The organism is Streptomyces sp. NPDC088553, from assembly GCF_044752965.1.
Taxonomy (GTDB): Bacteria; Actinomycetota; Actinomycetes; order Streptomycetales; family Streptomycetaceae; genus Streptomyces.
In genome coordinates this window covers 299,403-317,088 of the sequence record NZ_JBIVMG010000008.1, presented here as the reverse complement: position 1 = coordinate 317,088, position 17,686 = coordinate 299,403, and the positions used below count along the sequence as shown (strand labels likewise).

17 protein-coding genes are annotated in these 17,686 nt (G+C 70.7%); 2 read left to right on the top strand and 15 right to left on the bottom strand.

Annotated elements, in window-relative coordinates:
• Positions 1 to 42 precede the first annotated feature (42 nt).
• Together hisS and ACIP8Z_RS27815 are read right to left on the bottom strand one after the other, a co-directional pair.
• Complete coding sequence (gene hisS, locus ACIP8Z_RS27820; RefSeq protein WP_402088063.1) at positions 43 to 1,305, bottom strand: histidine--tRNA ligase; 1,263 nt, start codon at positions 1,303 to 1,305, stop codon at positions 43 to 45.
• A gap of 10 nt (positions 1,306 to 1,315) precedes the next feature.
• Positions 1,316 to 2,023 (bottom strand): MBL fold metallo-hydrolase, encoded by a 708-nt coding sequence (locus tag ACIP8Z_RS27815; RefSeq protein ID WP_030316256.1) that lies wholly within the window; start codon positions 2,021 to 2,023, stop codon positions 1,316 to 1,318.
• A gap of 172 nt (positions 2,024 to 2,195) precedes the next feature.
• On the opposite strand from ACIP8Z_RS27815, the gene ACIP8Z_RS27810 reads away from it, so the two are divergent.
• Positions 2,196 to 2,999 carry a peptidylprolyl isomerase gene (locus ACIP8Z_RS27810; protein ID WP_402088060.1) on the top strand — a complete coding sequence of 268 codons (804 nt, stop codon included), beginning with the start codon at positions 2,196 to 2,198 and terminating at the stop codon, positions 2,997 to 2,999.
• A gap of 230 nt (positions 3,000 to 3,229) precedes the next feature.
• Complete coding sequence (locus tag ACIP8Z_RS27805; RefSeq protein WP_402088058.1) at positions 3,230 to 4,459, top strand: DUF349 domain-containing protein; 1,230 nt, start codon at positions 3,230 to 3,232, stop codon at positions 4,457 to 4,459.
• 66 nt (positions 4,460 to 4,525) lie between these two features.
• Here the strand turns inward: ACIP8Z_RS27805 and ACIP8Z_RS27800 are convergent, their stop codons facing one another.
• The 13 genes from ACIP8Z_RS27800 to ACIP8Z_RS27740 all read right to left on the bottom strand — a co-directional run bounded on the left by ACIP8Z_RS27800 (position 4,526) and on the right by ACIP8Z_RS27740 (position 17,556).
• The gene (locus tag ACIP8Z_RS27800; protein ID WP_319318062.1) at positions 4,526 to 7,021 is read right to left on the bottom strand and encodes a bifunctional (p)ppGpp synthetase/guanosine-3',5'-bis(diphosphate) 3'-pyrophosphohydrolase; all 2,496 of its coding nucleotides are present in this window, start codon (positions 7,019 to 7,021) and stop codon (positions 4,526 to 4,528) included.
• Positions 7,022 to 7,257: 236 nt separating this feature from the next.
• Positions 7,258 to 7,809: an adenine phosphoribosyltransferase gene (locus ACIP8Z_RS27795; protein ID WP_402088055.1), complete on the bottom strand. Its 552-nt coding sequence runs from the start codon at positions 7,807 to 7,809 to the stop codon at positions 7,258 to 7,260.
• Positions 7,806 to 8,885: a protein translocase subunit SecF gene (gene secF / locus ACIP8Z_RS27790; RefSeq protein WP_402088052.1), complete on the bottom strand. Its 1,080-nt coding sequence runs from the start codon at positions 8,883 to 8,885 to the stop codon at positions 7,806 to 7,808. Before secF ends, ACIP8Z_RS27795 begins: the two co-directional genes overlap by 4 nt.
• A 1-nt stretch (position 8,886) precedes the next feature.
• Positions 8,887 to 10,668, bottom strand: a complete 1,782-nt coding sequence (gene secD / locus ACIP8Z_RS27785; protein ID WP_402088049.1) for a protein translocase subunit SecD — start codon at positions 10,666 to 10,668, stop codon at positions 8,887 to 8,889.
• A 144-nt stretch (positions 10,669 to 10,812) separates the two neighbouring features.
• Positions 10,813 to 11,277 carry a preprotein translocase subunit YajC gene (gene yajC, locus ACIP8Z_RS27780; RefSeq protein WP_319318070.1) on the bottom strand — a complete coding sequence of 155 codons (465 nt, stop codon included), beginning with the start codon at positions 11,275 to 11,277 and terminating at the stop codon, positions 10,813 to 10,815.
• Positions 11,278 to 11,442: 165 nt separating this feature from the next.
• Entirely contained in the window at positions 11,443 to 12,522 is a 1,080-nt protein-coding gene (gene ruvB / locus ACIP8Z_RS27775) for a Holliday junction branch migration DNA helicase RuvB (RefSeq protein WP_030316238.1), read from the bottom strand.
• 75 nt (positions 12,523 to 12,597) lie between these two features.
• Complete coding sequence (ruvA, locus tag ACIP8Z_RS27770; RefSeq protein WP_402088045.1) at positions 12,598 to 13,230, bottom strand: Holliday junction branch migration protein RuvA; 633 nt, start codon at positions 13,228 to 13,230, stop codon at positions 12,598 to 12,600.
• Positions 13,227 to 13,790, bottom strand: a complete 564-nt coding sequence (ruvC, locus tag ACIP8Z_RS27765) for a crossover junction endodeoxyribonuclease RuvC (RefSeq protein ID WP_402088042.1) — start codon at positions 13,788 to 13,790, stop codon at positions 13,227 to 13,229. The genes ruvA and ruvC overlap by 4 nt, the downstream gene beginning before the upstream one ends.
• 134 nt (positions 13,791 to 13,924) lie before the next feature.
• Positions 13,925 to 14,677 carry a YebC/PmpR family DNA-binding transcriptional regulator gene (locus ACIP8Z_RS27760; protein ID WP_319318076.1) on the bottom strand — a complete coding sequence of 251 codons (753 nt, stop codon included), beginning with the start codon at positions 14,675 to 14,677 and terminating at the stop codon, positions 13,925 to 13,927.
• A gap of 62 nt (positions 14,678 to 14,739) precedes the next feature.
• Positions 14,740 to 15,330, bottom strand: coding sequence for a pyridoxal 5'-phosphate synthase glutaminase subunit PdxT (pdxT, locus tag ACIP8Z_RS27755; protein ID WP_063886646.1), 591 nt, complete (start codon positions 15,328 to 15,330; stop codon positions 14,740 to 14,742).
• 6 nt (positions 15,331 to 15,336) lie between these two features.
• Entirely contained in the window at positions 15,337 to 16,251 is a 915-nt protein-coding gene (gene pdxS / locus ACIP8Z_RS27750; protein WP_030204560.1) for a pyridoxal 5'-phosphate synthase lyase subunit PdxS, read from the bottom strand.
• Between the two features lie 115 nt (positions 16,252 to 16,366).
• A complete protein-coding gene (locus ACIP8Z_RS27745) occupies positions 16,367 to 16,909 on the bottom strand; it encodes a hypothetical protein (RefSeq protein ID WP_319318081.1) in 543 nt (180 codons plus the stop codon).
• A gap of 11 nt (positions 16,910 to 16,920) precedes the next feature.
• Complete coding sequence (locus ACIP8Z_RS27740) at positions 16,921 to 17,556, bottom strand: MBL fold metallo-hydrolase (protein WP_402088038.1); 636 nt, start codon at positions 17,554 to 17,556, stop codon at positions 16,921 to 16,923.
• Between the last annotated feature and the right edge of the window lie 130 nt (positions 17,557 to 17,686).

Genomic DNA, 17,686 nt, shown 5'->3' with positions numbered 1-17,686 from the left:
CACGCGCGCGCGTGGGTCCGGGCCCCTTCTCCGGACGGCCCGTCAGGCCAGCTTGGCCCGTACCGCGTCGAGCAGCGTGTCCACGGCGACGGCCTGCTGCTCGCCGGACTCCATGTCCTTGAGCTGGACGACGCCCTCGGCGAGGTCGCGCTCACCGGCGACGACGGCGAGCCGGGCGCCGGAGCGGTTGGCGTCCTTCATCGCGCCCTTGAGGCCCTTCCCGCCGAACGAGAAGTCCGCGGAGATGCCCTCCCGGCGCAGCTCGGTGATCTTGCCGAAGAGGATCCGGCGCGCCTCCTCGCCGATGGCCACGGCGAAGACGCTGGTGACGGCGGGGAGGTCGAGCTCGATGCCCTCGGCCTCCAGGGCGAGGACCGTGCGGTCCACCCCGAGCGCCCAGCCGACGGACGGCAGCGCGGGGCCGCCGATCATCTCGGAGAGCCCGTCGTAGCGACCGCCGCCGCCGACCGCCGACTGCGAGCCGAGTCCGCCGTGGACGAACTCGAAGGTCGTGCGGGTGTAGTAGTCCAGGCCGCGCACCAGCTTGGGGTCGTCCTCGAACTCCACGCCCGCCGCGGTGACCAGGGCGCGCACCTCCTCGTGGTACGCCTTGCACGCGTCGCAGAGGTAGTCGCCGAGGAGCGGGGCGCCGACGAGCTGCTTCTGCACGGACTCGCGCTTGTCGTCGAGGACGCGCAGCGGGTTGATCTCGGCGCGGCGCAGGGTCTCCTCGTCGAGGTCGAGCCCGCGCAGGAAGCCCTGGAGCGCCTCGCGGTAGACGGGACGGCACTCCTTGTCGCCCAGCGAGTTGAGCAGGATGCGGAAGTTCCGCAGTCCGAGCGAGCGGTACGCCTGGTCGGCCAGGATGATCAGCTCGGCGTCGAGCGCCGGATCCTCGGCGCCGATCGCCTCGGCACCGACCTGGGAGAAGTGGCGGTAGCGGCCCGCCTGGGCCCGCTCGTAGCGGTAGTACGAGCCGGAGTACCAGAGCTTCACCGGCAGGTTGCCCTGCTTGTGCAGGTTGGCCTGGAGGGCCGCGCGCAGGACGGACGCGGTGCCCTCGGGGCGGAGGGCGAGGTGGTCGTTGCCCTTCGTGGTGAGGGTGTACATCTCCTTGGTCACGATGTCGGTGGACTCACCGACACCGCGGGAGAACAGCTCGACGTTCTCGAAACCGGGCGTCTCGATGTAGCCGTAGCCGGAGTTCCTCAGCGGCGTGGAGATCGCGTCCCGGACCGCCAGGAAGGTGGCGGAGCGGGGCGGGATCAGGTCGTACGTGCCCTTGGGGGCCTGAAAGGTGCTCACGAAAGTCTCGTCACATTCCTCGTCGGGGAGCGTCCGTGCTCCCGAGACCGGCGGCCACGTCCCGCAGATAGGGGTTCGTGGCGCGCTCCTGGCCGATGGTCGTCTGGGGACCGTGTCCCGACAGCACCACGGTCGAGTTGTCGAGCGGCAGGCACACACGGGCCAGCGAAGCGAGCATCTCGTCCATGTCACCGCCGGGAAGGTCGGTGCGTCCGATGGAGCCGGCGAACAGCAGGTCCCCGGAGAAGAACACGGAGGGGATCTCCGTGGTCTCCGGCATCCTGAAGGTCACCGACCCCTTGGTATGACCGGGCGCGTGGGCGACGGAGAAGTCCAGACCGGCGAGCTTCAGCTCGGCGCCGTCCGTCAGTTCTCGCACGTCGTCGGGCTCCCCCACGGTCAGCTCGCCCATGAGGGGCATCCCGATGGAGCGGCCGAGGGCCTTCTCCGGATCGCTCATCATGTAGCGGTCGGACGGGTGGATCCACGCGGGGACGTCATGGGCGCCGCACACCGGGACGACGGAGGCGACGTGGTCGATGTGTCCATGGGTGAGGACGACGGCGACGGGCTTGAGCCGATGCTTCTTCAGCGTCTCCTCGACACCCTGGGCGGCCTGGTGGCCCGGGTCGATGATCACGCACTCCTCGCCTGCGGCGGGGGCGACCAGATAGCAGTTGGTCCCCCAGGCCCCGGCGGGGAACCCGGCAATCAGCACGTTCGTCCTTAGTTGTCGTCCGGCACGGGGGCGCGGAATTCGCGGAGCCCGCGGAAAACGCGGAATACGGCAGATCAGAGCCTACCGGCGGTGCCGGTTCCACAGCCAACCCGTATACGGTACGGGCACACCCGGCCAGGACAGGAACACTCGAGCGACAGGAGCGGAACCGGTGGTCACCAGCGATCAGCGGCGGCGGCAGCTTGCCAGGGAGAAGTACGCGCGGCAGCAGCAGCGGCGGGAGGAGAACCGGCGCAAGGCGAAGCGCCGCAACGCCGTCATCGCGGCCGCCCTCGCGGTGGTCCTCGCGGCCGGCGGCGCGGTGTACGCGTCCGTGGCACTGACGGGCGACGACACCAAGGACAACGCGGGCTCCGACAACTCGGCGAGCAGCTCGCCCAGCAGCCCGGCGCCCTCGCAGAGCGAGTCGTCGAGCGCCGAGCCGAAGATGTCGGTGGACGCCAAGGCCACGTACGCCATGGCGCTCAAGACGAACGAGGGCGACATCACGATCACCATGGACGCGGCGAAGACCCCGCGCACGGTGAACTCCTTCTCGCACCTCGCCGGGAAGAAGTACTTCGACGGGACGAAGTGCCACCGCCTCACCACCAGCGGCATCTTCGTGCTCCAGTGCGGCGACCCCAAGGGCGACGGCACCGGCGGCCCGGGCTACACCATCCCGGACGAGAACCTGGACGCCCTGGGCAAGGCGGGCGCGGACGGCTCGGTCACCTACCCCGCGGGCACCGTGGCGATGGCGAACACCGGGCAGCCTGGCAGCGGCGGCTCGCAGTTCTTCCTCGTCTACAAGGACACCAAGCTGCCGCCGAGCTACACGCCGTTCGGCACGATCGACACGGCCGGCCTCCAGGTGGTCAAGGACGTCGCCGAGGCCGGTGTCACGGGCGGCGCCACCGACGGCGCCCCGAAGAAGGCCGTCACCATCGAGAAGGCGACCGTGGCGAAGAAGTGAGCCGGGGTCCGCACGCGCGCGTGACCGCCGGATCCCGGTCGTCGCGCGCGCGTGACCGCCGAATCTCGGTCGCGCTGAGTGCGGACAGCCGGGCCGCCGTTCGCCTAGATTGGCGTTGTGCAGCGTTGGGCCGTCGGCCGCGCTGCGGATGGCGGGCGAGGCCCGCCGGGAAACTGTGGACGATGCCCGGGGGGTACGACCCCGCGACGGCATCATGGTGAGGAGGCGCTGTGAGCAGCGACCCGTGGGGCCGCGTCGACGAGACGGGCACCGTGTACGTGCGGACGGCCGAAGGCGAGAAGGTCGTCGGATCGTGGCAGGCCGGCACCCCTGAGGAGGCTCTGGCCTACTTCGAGCGCAAGTACGAGGGCTTGGTTGTCGAGATCGGCCTCCTCGAGAAGCGGGTGAAGACCACCGACCTCTCGGCGAAGGACGCCACCGCGGCGATCGAGCACATCCGCCAGCAGGTCGACGAGCACCACGCCGTCGGCGACCTGGCCGCCCTCGCGACCCGCCTCGACAAGCTCGTCGAGACCGTCGACTCGCGCCGCGAGGAGCGCAAGGCCCAGAAGGCCAAGCAGACCGACGAGGCGCGCTCCGCCAAGGAGAAGCTCGTCACCGAGGCCGAGGAGCTGGCCCAGAGCGAGCAGTGGCGCTCCGCGGGCGAGCGGCTGCGCGCGCTCGTGGACACCTGGAAGGGCCTGCCCCGGCTCGACCGCAAGTCCGACGACGAGCTGTGGCACCGCTTCTCGCACGCCCGCTCGGCGTTCTCGAAGCGCCGCAAGGCCCACTTCGCCTCGCTGGACGCCCAGCGCGAGGACGCCCGCAAGGCCAAGGAGCGCCTGGTCGCCGAGGCGGAGTCGCTGTCGAACTCCACCGACTGGGGCACCACGGCGGCCCGCTACCGCGACCTGATGACGGAGTGGAAGGCGGCCGGCCGCGCCCAGCGCGAGCACGAGGACGACCTGTGGAACCGCTTCCGCGGCGCTCAGGACGTCTTCTTCGCGGCGCGCGGCGAGGTCTTCGCCGAGCGGGACGCGGAGCAGACCGAGAACCTCAAGCTCAAGGAGGAGCTCGCGACCGAGGCCGAGAAGCTGCTGCCGGTGTCGGACCTGAAGGCGGCGCGCGCCGCCTTCAGGTCCCTCAACGAGCGGTGGGAGGCCATCGGCCACGTCCCGCGTGACGCCCGTCCCAAGGTCGAGGGCCGGATGCACACGGTGGAGCGGGCCATCCAGGAGGCCGAGGAGACCGAGTGGCGCCGGACGAACCCGGAGGCGCGCGCGCGTGCCGCGGGTCTGACCGGTCAGCTCCAGGACGCGGTCGAGAAGCTGCGCAAGCAGATCGACGCGGCCCGGGCCGCCGGCAACGACGCCAAGGCCGACAAGCTCTCCCGTGAGCTGGAGGGCCGCCAGGCCCTGCTCGACCAGGCCATGAAGGGCCTGGAGGAGTTCGGCGGCTGACACGGCCGTGACCGTACGAGGAAGGCCCCCCGGCGCTGAGCCGGGGGGCCTTCCTCGTATCCGCCGTTACGGCCTGCGGGCCGAGGTCACGCGGTACACGTCGTAGACGCCCTCCACGCCGCGTACGGCCTTCAGGACGTGGCCCAGGTGCTTCGGGTCGCCCATCTCGAAGGTGAAACGCGAGGTGGCCACCCGGTCGCGGGAGGTCTGGACGGCCGCCGACAGGATGTTGACGTGCTGGTCCGAGAGGACCCGGGTGACGTCGGAGAGCAGCCGCGAGCGGTCCAGGGCCTCGACCTGGATGGCGACGAGGAAGACCGAGGACTGGGTGGGCGCCCACTCGACCTCGAGGATCCGCTCCGGCTCCCGGGAGAGCGACTCCACGTTGACGCAGTCGCTGCGGTGAACCGATACGCCACTGCCGCGGGTGACGAAGCCGATGATCGGGTCGCCGGGCACGGGGGTGCAACAGCGGGCCAGCTTCACCCAGACGTCCTCGACGCCCTTGACGACGACCCCGGGGTCGGCGTTGGAACGGCGCTTGGAGCGGCCGCGGACGGGCGGGGCCGTCTCGTCGATGTCCTCGGTCGCCGCCTCCTCGCCCCCGAGCGCCTGGACCAGCTTCTGCACGATGGACTGGGCGGTGACATGGCCCTCGCCGATCGCCGCGTACAGCGAGGAGATGTCGCTGTAGCGCATCTCGTGGGCGAGGGTGACGAGGGAGTCGCCGGTGAGGATCCGCTGGATCGGCAGGTTCTGCTTGCGCATGGCCCGCGCGATGGCGTCCTTGCCCTGCTCGATGGCCTCGTCGCGGCGCTCCTTGGAGAACCAGGCCCGGATCTTGTTGCGGGCGCGCGGGGACTTGACGAAGCCCAGCCAGTCGCGGGAGGGCCCGGCCCCGGCGGCCTTGGAGGTGAAGACCTCGACCAGGTCGCCGTTGTCGAGGGTCGATTCGAGCGGCACCAGCCGCCCGTTGACCCGCGCCCCTATGGTGCGGTGGCCGACCTCGGTGTGGACGGCGTACGAGAAGTCGACGGGGGTCGCGCCGGCGGGCAGCGCGATGACGTCGCCCTTGGGCGTGAAGACGAAGACCTCGTTGCGCGAGAGGTCGAAGCGCAGGGACTCCAGGAACTCGCTGGGGTCCTCGGTCTCCTTCTGCCAGTCGAGGAGCTGGCGCAGCCACGCCATGTCGTTGAGGTGGTCGTCCTTGCCGGTCCGCTTCGGGACGTCGGCGCGGACCTTGGAGGCACCGGCGACGGCCTCCTGCTTGTACTTCCAGTGCGCGGCGATGCCGTACTCGGCGCGCCGGTGCATGTCGAAGGTGCGGATCTGCAGCTCGACGGGCTTGCCGTTGGGTCCGATGACCGTCGTGTGCAGCGACTGGTACATGTTGAACTTCGGCATCGCGATGTAGTCCTTGAACCGGCCGGGGACCGGGTTCCATCGCGCGTGGACGGTGCCGAGGGCCGCGTAGCAGTCGCGGACGGTGTCCACGAGGACGCGGATGCCGACCAGGTCGTAGATCTCCGCGAAGTCACGGCCGCGGACGATCATCTTCTGGTAGACGCTGTAGTAGTGCTTGGGGCGGCCGGTGACGGTGGCCTTGATGCGGGCGGCGCGCAGGTCGGTCTGGACCTCGTCGGTCACTATGGCGAGGTATTCGTCCCGCTTCGGGGCGCGCTCGGCGACGAGCCGGACGATCTCGTCGTACATCTTGGGGTAGAGGATCGCGAAGGCGAGGTCCTCCAGCTCCCACTTGATGGTGTTCATGCCCAGGCGGTGGGCCAGGGGCGCATAGATCTCGAGGGTCTCGCGGGCCTTCTTCTCCTGCTTCTCCCGCTTGAGGTAGCGCATGGTGCGCATGTTGTGCAGGCGGTCGGCGAGCTTGATGACCAGGACGCGCGGGTCCTTGGCCATGGCGACGACCATCTTGCGGACGGTCTCGGCCTGCGCGGCCTCGCCGAACTTGACCTTGTCGAGCTTGGTGACGCCGTCGACGAGCAGCGCGACCTGGTCGCCGAAGTCCCGGCGCAGGGTGTCGAGGCCGTACTCGGTGTCCTCGACCGTGTCGTGCAGCAGGCCGGCCATCAGGGTCGCCGGGTCCATGCCGAGCTCGGCGAGGATGGTGGTCACGGCGAGCGGGTGCGTGATGTAAGGGTCGCCGCTCTTGCGCTTCTGCCCGCGGTGCCAGCGCTCGGCGACCTGGTAGGCCCGCTCGATCTGGCGGAGCGTCGCCGTCTCGATCTTCGGGTCGTTGGAGCGGACGATCCGCAGCAGCGGTTCGAGGACCGGGTTGTACGGGGAGGAGCGCTGGACGCCGAGCCGGGCCAGGCGGGCGCGGACGCGGTTGGACGAGCCGCCCGAGCGTGCGGGCGCCGCCGGCGCGGGCCGCGTGGGGGCCGGGGCCTCGGGCGCCGGGGGCTTGGGGGCCGGCGACGCGGAGGCGGCAGGCGCGGGCCCGTTCTCCGCGGGCTTGTTCTGGGGCGTGCCGGTCCCCGGCGCGGCCTTGTCGGCCTTCGGGTCGGGCTGCGCGGCGGAGAGTGACTGGGCCTCGTCTGGCAAGAGCGCTCCTCTGGGGTCCCCCCGGACGGAGTCTGGGGGAGGTGCCGGGTCCCCCGGTCAGGCCCGGAAAGGCCATCGTATCGAGCCCTGACACGCACTGCTCACGCGGCCGGGGCGGCGAACGGCCCGGCGACGGGCGTGCCACGCCCCTCAGGTCCCGGACCGGGACACTCCGGAAAACCGACGGGGCGCCCCGGGGATTCCCCGGAGCGCCCCGTGCGGGGTGAAGCCCGATGTCAGACGGTGATCAGCGCCGTGAGCGGAGCGCCGTTCAGAGCCGGCTCCAGGCGGGCGCGGCCCGGGAGGAAACCGAGTTCCATCAGGACCGCGACGCCCGCCACCTCGGCGCCCGCGCGACGGATGAGCTCGATCGAGGCCTCGGCCGTACCGCCGGTGGCGAGGACGTCGTCGATGACCATGACGCGGTCGCCCGCGGCCAGGTCCTCGGCGTGCACCTCGATCTCGGCGGTGCCGTACTCCAGCTCGTACGCCTGGCGGAGCGTCGCCCCGGGGAGCTTGCCGGCCTTGCGGACGGGGATGAAGCCCAGTCCCGCGCGGACGGCCACCGGGGCGGCCAGGATGAAGCCGCGCGCCTCAAGACCGACGATCTTCGTCGCGCCGTGCGCGGAGCACAGCCCGGCGAGGGCGTCGGTGAGCGCCGTGAACGCCTCCGGGTCCGCGAGCAGCGGCGTGATGTCCTTGAACAGCACGCCCGGCTTCGGGTAGTCCGGTACGTCGCGGATGCGGCTGAGCAGGAGGTCGGTGACGTCCTCGGCCCGGGCGGTCATCCTCGCTGCCCCGAGGAGCGGCCCCGACGGCTCGCCCGCGGACCGACGACGGCGATCTCGTTGTCGTCGGAGCGGTCGTCCGACCCGTCGTACGACTCGCCCTTGGCGGCCTCACCGGCGCGCTTCGTCATGATGCGCTTCTTGAGTGCCCTGATCGCCGGCTCGCGCTCCTTGAGGTCGGCGACGAGCGGGGTGGCGATGAAGATCGAGGAGTACGCACCGGCGGCGAGACCGACGAACAGCGACAGCGAGATGTCGTTGAGCATGCCGGCGCCGAGGACGCCACCACCGATGAAGAGCAGGCCGGCGACCGGCAGCAGCGCGACGACGGTGGTGTTGATCGAACGGACCAGGGTGCCGTTGATCGAGCGGTTGGCCAGCTCGCTGTACGTGAAGCGGGTCTGCTTCGTGATGTCCTTCGTCTGTTCCTTGAGGGAGTCGAAGACGACGACCGTGTCGTACAGCGAATAACCGAGGATCGTCAGCAGACCGATGACCGTACCGACGGTGACCTCGAAGCCGACCAGCGAGTAGATGCCGACCGTGATCGTGAGGTCGTGGATCAGCGCGATGAGCGCCGCGATCGCCATTCTCCACTCGAAGGCGATGGCCAGATAGATCACCACGAGGATCATGAAGATCCCCAGACCGGTCCAGGCCTTGGTGGCGATCTGCTCACCCCAGCTGGGACCGACGAGCTCCGCCGCGATCTTGTCCTCGGGGACGTTCAGGTCCTTGGCGAGCTCCGTGCGGACCTTGTCGGACTGCGCGGTGTCGAGGCCGCCGACCTGGATGCGCAGGGAGCCGTTGCCGAGCTGCTGGACGATCGCGTCGTGGCCGGAGGCCTCTTCCGCGTACTCCTGCGCCTGGCTGACGGAGACTTCCGACTTCGGGGTGGTGAAGACGGCACCGCCCTGGAACTCGATGCCCATGTTGAGGCCGCGGACGGCCAGGGCGACGATGGCGGTGATGGTGATCAGGATGGACAGGCCATACCAGATCTTGCGGTTGCCGATGAAGTCGTAGCCGACCTCACCACGGTGGAGCCGGGCGCCGAGATCGCCGAGCTTCGACATCTCACGCCTCCTTCGGGTCGACAGGGCCAGCGACAGAGGCATTGGCACGACGGGTGCGGCGCAGCGGCGGCTTGGCGCCGAGTCGCTTCGGGTCGAGGCCGGACCAGGGGTGGCCGTCGCCGAAGAACTTGGTCCGCGCGAGGAGCGTCATGACCGGCTTGGTGAAGAGGAACACCACGACGACGTCGAGCAGGGTGGTCAGGCCGAGCGTGAACGCGAAGCCCTGGACCTTGCCGACGGTGACGATGAAGAGCACGGCCGCGGCCAGGAACGACACGAAGTCGGAGACCAGGATGGTGCGACGGGCACGCGGCCAGGCGCGCTCGACCGCCGGGCGGAGCGTGCGGCCCTCGCGGAGCTCGTCACGGATGCGCTCGAAGTACACGATGAACGAGTCCGCGGTGATACCGATGGCGACGATGGCGCCACAGACGGCCGGCAGGTTCAGCGCGAAGCCGATGGCCGGGCCGAGCAGGGCCATGATCACGTAGGTGAGCAGCGCGGAGACGCCGAGGCTGAGGATGGCGATCAGCGACAGGCCGCGGTAGTAGGCCACCAGGTAGATGATGACCAGGGCGAGGCCGATGGCGCCGGCGATCAGACCGGCCTTCAGCTGCTCGCCTCCGAGCGCGGCGGTGACCGTGTCGACGCTCTGCGTCTCGAAGGTCAGCGGCAGGGCACCGTACGACAGGATGTTGCCGAGGTCCTGGGCCGACTGCTGGTTGAAGTTGCCGGAGATCTCGGCGCTGGCGCTCAGCGTCTGGCGCACCGACGGGGCCGAGACGACCTCACCGTCCAGGACGATCGCGAACCGGTTCTGCGGGTCGGCCTGCGCCGACAGCTTGCCGGTGATCGCCTGGAACTTCTTGGAGCCCGCGCTCGTGAAGTCCATGGTGACGATCCACATGCCGCGCTGCTGGTCGAAGGCGCCCTGGGCGTCGTCGACGTCACGGCCCTCGACCTCGGCGGGGCCGAGGAGGTACTTCGACCACACGCCCGGCGCGTCCTCGCCACAGGCGACGGTGGGATCGCTGGGCTTGACGCCCTGGCCGGCGGCGCTGCGCTGCTTGGGGTCGAGGCAGTTCAGGGAGGTGAACTTCTGCTGGAGCGCCGCGGTGGCGGCGTCCGGCGCCGGGGTCGCCGACGGGGTGCCGGTGGCCTTCGGCGTCGCGGACGACGAGGCGCTGCCGGTCGGCGTCGGGGTGGGGCTCGGGGCCTTGAGGGCCTCGGTGAGCGCACGGCCCTGGGCGGATCCGGTGGCCGTCGGGGTGCCCGGCTTCTCGCCCACGGACGAGCCGGAGGTGGAGGCGGACGGCTTCGGCGTGGCCGAGGGAGAACCGGAGGAGCTGGCGCTGGGCGCCACGGCGGGTCCACCGTTCGTCACGCCGAGAACGGGCCGGAAGTAGAGCTGGGCGGTGGTACCGACCTGCTCCCGGGCCTGCTTCTCGTTCGTCCCGCGAGGGATGTTGACGATGATGTTCTCTTTGCCCTGCGTCTGGACCTCGGCCTCGGAGACACCGAGACCGTTGACCCGGCGCTCGATGATGCCGACGGCGGTGTTCATGTTGGTCTCGTTGACCGCCGACTCCTGGCCCGGCTCAGCCTTGGCCTTGAGCGTGATCGACGTACCGCCGGCGAGGTCGATGCCCAGGCGCGGGGTGGTGTGCCCCGACCAGAACATGCCGCCGGTGAGCGCGACCATGGCGATCAGGATGAGTGCCAGGGCGCGGCCCGGCCGGCTCTGTCCCCCCGCCGGCCTTCGGCCCTTCTTCGGTGCTGCCACCTGTCGTATCTCCCTGTCCAACCGTCGCGCGCCGGGTGTGCGCGGGACGGCCACGAAGTGTGTGTGGGGACCTTCCCCCGCAGACGTGGAACCGTTCCGAGAACCGCGCACGCCGGTGGGCGTGCGCGGTGTCCTCGGCCGCGACTACTTCGCGTCGGTCTCGCCGTCGGCCTTGCCGTCCTTCTGGCCCTCCGCAGCGTCGGTCGCGTCCGACTTCTTCGTCAGATCGGCCTTCGGCGCGTCCTCGACGGTCTCCGTGGCCTCGGCGGCCTCGGTCAGCGACGAGGCGTCGTCCGGGACGACCGTGTCGGAGTCCGCGTCCTCGTCGTCACCGTGGACGATGCGGTTGTACTCGGAGTCCTCGAGGACGGCGCCGATCGCGTTCTTGGCGTAGACGGCGTGCACGCCGGGCGCGACCTCCAGGAGGACGGTCTCGTCGCCGATCTCCTTGACGGTGGCGTACATCCCCCCGATCGTCCGTACGCCGGTGCCGGGCTGCATCTCGTTGCGCATCTGCGCCGCCGCCTGCTGCTTCTTCTTGGCAGAGCGGGTCATCAGGAACATGGCCCCGATGAGGACGATGAAGGGGAGGAGGGTCACGATGCTCACGGGACGGGTTTCCTTCGCACGGTCGCGGAGAACCCGCGGCCTGATCTTCGGGGGTGGGCGCGCCGACCAGAAAGGGCGGCATCGGCGGAGTCTAGGCGAGTCCGCATCGACTGAACAACGTCCAGCATCGCACCCCGGTTCCTGTCCGGGCGAGTGTCAGCACCGTCACGCCCCGAAGAGCCCCTGTTGTCCGCTTCCGGCCGCCCCTGGGCCCGCTGCCTGCGGCGGAACCAGTCCGAGATGCGCCCATGCCGCGGGGGTGGCGACCCGGCCACGGGGCGTACGGGCCAGCAGTCCCTCCCGTACGAGGAAGGGTTCGGCGACCTCCTCGACGGTCTCGCGCTCCTCCCCCACCGCGACGGCCAGCGTGGAGAGGCCGACCGGACCGCCGCCGAAGAGCTTGAGCAGGGCCTCCAGGACCGCGCGGTCGAGCCGGTCGAGCCCGCGGCCGTCGACCTCGTACACGCTGAGGGCCGCCTCGGCGATCTCCCGGGTGATGACGCCGTCGGCCCTGACCTGCGCGTAGTCGCGGACGCGGCGGAGCAGCCGGTTGGCGATGCGGGGGGTGCCGCGGGACCGGCCGGCGATCTCGGCGGCGCCCGCCGGGTCGATCTCGACGTCGAGGAGTCCGGCGGAGCGGTGGATCACGCGCTGGAGCTCGGCCGGGTCGTAGAACTCCATGTGCCCGGTGAAGCCGAAGCGGTCGCGCAGCGGCGGCGGCAGGAGTCCGGCCCGGGTGGTGGCGCCGACCAGGGTGAAGGGCGGGAGTTCGAGCGGGATCGCGGTGGCGCCGGGGCCCTTGCCGACGATGACGTCGACCCGGAAGTCCTCCATCGCCATGTAGAGCATCTCCTCGGCGGGCCGGGACATCCGGTGGATCTCGTCGAGGAAGAGGATCTCGCCCTCCTGGAGGGAGGAGAGGATCGCGGCGAGGTCGCCGGCGTGCTGGATGGCGGGGCCCGAGGTGATGCGGATCGGCGCGTTCATCTCGGCGGCGATGATCATCGAGAGGGTGGTCTTGCCGAGGCCGGGGGCGCCGGAGAGCAGCACGTGGTCGGCGGTGGCGCCGCGCTGACGGGCCGCTTTGAGGACCAGGTCGAGCTGCTGACGGACCTTCTCCTGGCCGACGAACTCACTGAGGTCCTTGGGCCGCAGCGCCGCCTCGACGGCCTGGTCGTCCCCCTCGGCCGATGCCCCGACGATGCGCGCCTCGTCGTCGCCGGTGGTCTCGTCGTCCCAGTTCACGGTTCTTCTGCCTTCTCGGTGGTGGTGCGGTGGTCGGTGCGGCGGGGTGGGGAAGGCCCCGCGCGGCGGGGCCCGTCAGCGGGCGCGGTTCAGGGACTGCAGGGCCGCCCGCAGCAGCTGCGGCACCGGTGCCGAGCCACCCGCGGCGATCGCCGCCTCGGCCTGCGGGGTCACCGCCGCCACCGCCTCCTCCGCCTCGCGCGACGCGTAGCCGAGGCCGATCAGCGCGGCGGACAGCTGCTCCGTCCACGGCGCGGGCCCGGAGGCCGCCGCCCGCTGCGCGCCGACCATGCCACTGCTGCCGAGCGGCGCGCCGAGCTTGTCCTTCAGTTCGAGGAGGAGTTTCTGCGCGCCCTTCTTGCCGATGCCGGGGACGGCCATGAGGGCCTTCTCGTCACCGGTGGACACGGCGAGGCGCAGGGCGTCGGGGCTGTGCACCCCGAGCATGGCCTGGGCGAGTCGGGGTCCGACGCCGCTGGCGGTCTGGAGGAGCTCGAAGACCTGCCGCTCGTCGTCGTCCGCGAAGCCGTACAGGGTGAGGGAGTCCTCCCGTACGACGAGGGAGGTGGCGAGCCGGGCGTCCTCACCGATCCGCAGTCCCGCGAGCGTGCCCGGCGTGCACTGGACGGCCATGCCCACACCGCCGACCTCGATGACGGCCGTGGTGGGGGCGAGCGCGGCGACCGGGCCGCTGACGAAGGCGATCATCGGGTTCGGCCTTTCACTGCGGCCGCCTGCCGGGCGACCGCCTGCTGGAGACGGTTCTCGGCGACGGCCTGTTGGAGACGGTTCTGGGCGGGGGCGCGCCAGATGTGGCAGATGGCGAGGGCGAGGGCGTCGGCGGCGTCGGCCGGCTTGGGCGGCGCGGCGAGCCGGAGCAGCCGGGTCACCATGGCCCCGACCTGCGCCTTGTCGGCGCGGCCGCTGCCGGTGACGGCGGCCTTGACCTCGCTGGGGGTGTGCAGGGCGACGGGGATGCCGCGGCGCGAGGCGCAGAGCATGGCGACGGCACTGGCCTGGGCGGTGCCCATCACCGTACGAACGTTGTGCTGGCTGAACACCCGCTCCACGGCGACCAGTTCGGGTGAGAAGCGGTCGAGCCACTCCTCGATGCCACGCTCGATGCCGACGAGGCGCACCCCGATGTCGTCGTCCGCGGCCGTCCGCACCACGCCCACGCCGAGCATGGTGAGGGGCCGTCCGGCGACACCCTCGACGACGCCGACGCCGCACCGGGTCAGACCCGGGTCCACCCCGAGAACACGCACGCCGCACCCCCTCCTCGCTCACCTGTTTGTGCAGGCTATCCGCTGCCACCGACAACGCCGCACGAACGACAGCGGGCCGACGGGGGCGTGTCCCCGTCGGCCCGCTGCGGAACCTCGTCGATCGACGGCCCGGATCAGGCGTCGACCTTCTCCATGACCTCGTCGCTGACGTCGAAGTTGGCGAAGACGTTCTGCACGTCGTCGCTGTCCTCCAGCGCGTCGATCAGCTTGAAGATCTTGCGCGCGCCCTCTTCGTCGAGCTCGACCTGCATGGTCGGGACGAAGCTGGACTCGGCGGAGTCGTAGTCGATGCCGGCGTCCTGGAGTGCGGTGCGGACCGCGACCAGGTCGGTGGCCTCGCTGATGATCTCGAAGGACTCACCGAGGTCGTTGACCTCCTCGGCACCGGCCTCGAGCACCGACTCCAGGACGTCGTCCTCGGACAGCTCGCCCTTGGGGAGCACGATGACGCCCTTGCGGTTGAACAGGTACGAGACCGAGCCCGGGTCGGCCATGGAGCCGCCGTTGCGGGTCATGGCCACGCGCACGTCGGAGGCGGCGCGGTTGCGGTTGTCGGTGAGGCACTCGATGAGCACCGCGACACCGTTCGGACCGTAGCCCTCGTACATGATCGTCTCGTAGTCGGCGCCGCCGGCCTCAAGACCCGCACCGCGCTTGAGCGCGGAGTCGATGTTCTTGTTCGGGACCGACTGCTTCTTCGCCTTCTGGACGGCGTCGAACAGCGTCGGGTTACCGTCCAGGTCGGCGCCGCCCGTGCGGGCCGCGACCTCGATGTTCTTGATCAGCTTCGCGAAGAGCTTGCCGCGCTTGGCGTCGATCACGGCCTTCTTGTGCTTCGTCGTAGCCCATTTAGAGTGGCCGGACATCTGCCTGTCTCCTTCGCGTAACCCATTTCTGAACGAACCCCAGAGATCCTACCGGGATCGGATCAGCGTGCCGCGCGCACCATGTCGACGAACAGGGCGTGAATACGGTGATCCCCGGTGAGCTCCGGGTGGAACGAGGTCGCGAGGACCCGGCCCTGCCGTACGGCGACGATGTGACCCTCGTGCTCGGCGAGGATCTCGACCTCGGCGCCGACGGACTCCACCCAGGGGGCCCGGATGAAGACGCCCTCGACGGGGCCGTCCTCGATGCCCGCGACGGTGACGCCGGCCTCGAAGGACTCGTTCTGCCGCCCGAAGGCGTTGCGGCGGACGATCATGTCGATGCCACCGAAGGTCTCCTGGCCCGAACGCGGGTCGAGGATCTTCTCGGCGAGCATGATCAGACCGGCGCAGGTGCCGTAGACCGGCAGACCGGCGGCTATCCGCTCGCGCAGCGGCTCCGCCATGCCGAACAGCTCGGCCAGCTTGGAGATGGTGGTGGACTCCCCGCCGGGGATGACCAGACCGTCGATCTCGGCCAGCTCTTCGGGGCGCCGGACCGGCCTGGCCACGGCGTCAGCCGCGGCCAGGGCGATCAGGTGCTCCCGTACGTCGCCCTGGAGTGCCAGGACACCGATCACGGGTGTGCTCATGAGTGATTACCAGCCGCGGTTGGCGTAGCGCTCGGACTCGGGGAGGGTGTCGCAGTTGATGCCGACCATGGCCTCGCCCAGGTTGCGGGAGGCGTCCGCGATGATCTTCGGGTCGTCGTAGAAGGTGGTGGCCTTCACGATGGCGGCGGCGCGCTTGGCCGGGTCGCCCGACTTGAAGATGCCGGAGCCGACGAAGACGCCCTCGGCGCCGAGCTGGCGCATGAGCGCGGCGTCGGCGGGGGTGGCGACGCCACCGGCGGAGAACAGCACGACCGGGAGCTTGCCGAGCTCGGCGACCTCCTTGACCAGCTCGTAGGGGGCGCGCAGGTCCTTGGCGGCGGCGAACAGCTCGTTGTTGTCGAAGCCGCGGAGCCTGGCGATCTCGTTCTTGATCTGGCGCAGGTGGCGGACGGCCTCGACGACGTTGCCCGTGCCGGCCTCACCCTTGGAGCGGATCATGGCCGCGCCCTCGGCGATACGGCGCAGGGCCTCGCCCAGGTTGGTGGCGCCACAGACGAAGGGGGTCGTGAAGGCCCACTTGTCGGAGTGGTTGACCTCGTCGGCCGGGGTGAGGACCTCGGACTCGTCGATGTAGTCGACGCCGAGGGACTGCAGGACCTGGGCCTCGACGAAGTGGCCGATGCGGGACTTGGCCATGACCGGGATGGAGACGGCGCCGATGATCTCTTCGATCATGTTCGGGTCGGACATGCGGGCCACGCCGCCGTCCTTGCGGATGTCCGCGGGGACCCGCTCCAGGGCCATGACGGCCACGGCACCGGCGTCCTCGGCGATCTTCGCCTGCTCGGCGTTGACCACGTCCATGATCACGCCGCCCTTGAGCTGCTCGGCCATGCCGCGCTTCACACGGGCGGTGCCGGTCTCGGGGGACTGGGGGGAAACGGAAGGCGTGGTGGACACGGGGACCTCACTCGTGACAACGGGGGTTGACGACTAGGTCGAGGAAACAGTCCACCTGCGGTCCACAGCAAGGGCCAATGTGGACCCGGTGGATCGTTTTCGCAGGCTGAGAGCGTCAGGCCGGGCGGTCGGCAAGGGCCACCGGCGCCTCGTCATCCATTTCGAAGGCCAGCGGGAAGGGCGCGTGGCCCGCGAGCCGGAACCAGCGGACCGTACGGTGGCGGCGCAGGGCGCGGGCGGCGCGGACGGCGTCGTTGTGGAAACGGCGGGCCATCGGCACCCGGCGGACGGACGCCGCCAACTCCTCCGCGGCCTCCTCACCACCGGGGGCCTCCCGTACGAGCTCCACCTGCTCGGGCTCGCCGAACACCACCCGCAGGGCCTGGCTCAACTCGCTCTCGGCGACCTCCCGCTGGTCCTCCTCGGCCTGCCGTGCGGCGTGCGCGGCCTCGTACAGCACGATCGAGGCGGCGGGGTCGAGGACTCCGGAGGTGGCCAGCTCCTGGGTGACCGAGGCCCGACGCAGCAGCTGCGCGTCGAGGGCCGCGCGGGCGGCGTCGATACGGGAGTGCAGCCGGTCGAGCCGTCCGGCGGTCCAGCTGAGATAGACGCCGATGAGGATCAGCGCGACGACGGTCCAGATCAGGGTTTCGGTCACGGGCCGAAAGGCTACCGGGGCGGCGGCAGCACCCCTTCCCAAAGGTCATGGTCATGGGCGAACAGGACACGCGCGGGCCGGCCCGCGGCGAGCTCGGCGAGCCGGTCGAGCCACGGCAGGTACGGCGTGCCGAACTCGTGGGCGAAGTCGTACGCCTGCCCGGCGAGAACGGTCACCCGGTCGCCGTGGTCGAGGAACAGCGACTGGTGGCCCTCGGTGTGACCGGGGGTGGGCACGATCCGTACGCCCGGGGCGATCTCGTGCTCACCGTCGAGCTCCACGTACCGGACGCCGGGCAGCAGCGAGTCGATGGTGTGCCCGCCGGCGCGGGCGAGGGCGAGCTCGGTGCGCTGGACGAGGACGGGGGTGTCGGGGAAGCGCTGGTTGCCACCGATGTGGTCGAAGTGCAGATGGCAGTTCACGAGGAGGTCCACGTCCGCGGGACCGACGGTGAGGGGCTTGCGGACGGGCCGGTAGTGGGCGTCGGTCTCGGCGGAGCCGGTGCCCATGCCGGTGTCGAAGAGGAGGGCGCCGCGGGGGTACCGCACGAGATGGCCGAGGACGGGCTCCACGCGGGGGTGGGGGCCGGCCCACTCGGTGGCGGGGCGGGTGAAGTGACCGAGATCGATCGTACTGACGGAGATCATGGGCGGAGCCTGCCCGGGGGCGGCGACGACATTCGCGACGCCCGCAGGACGGCCCCTGTACGGGCCGCGCCCCCGCAACAGGGCGCCCGCCCTCCCCCGCCGGGCGAACCGCCACGCGCCGTCACCGCGC

Coding starts and splice junctions, on each gene's coding strand:
- ACIP8Z_RS27795 (WP_402088055.1), bottom strand. CDS start 7,809: ATGACCGCCCGGGCCGAGGACGTCACCGACCTCCTGCTCAGCCGCATC.
- secF (WP_402088052.1), bottom strand. CDS start 8,885: ATGTCGAAGCTCGGCGATCTCGGCGCCCGGCTCCACCGTGGTGAGGTC.
- ruvA (WP_402088045.1), bottom strand. CDS start 13,230: ATGATCGCCTTCGTCAGCGGCCCGGTCGCCGCGCTCGCCCCCACCACG.
- ACIP8Z_RS27760 (WP_319318076.1), bottom strand. CDS start 14,677: ATGTCCGGCCACTCTAAATGGGCTACGACGAAGCACAAGAAGGCCGTG.
- pdxT (WP_063886646.1), bottom strand. CDS start 15,330: ATGAGCACACCCGTGATCGGTGTCCTGGCACTCCAGGGCGACGTACGG.
- ACIP8Z_RS27740 (WP_402088038.1), bottom strand. CDS start 17,556: ATGATCTCCGTCAGTACGATCGATCTCGGTCACTTCACCCGCCCCGCC.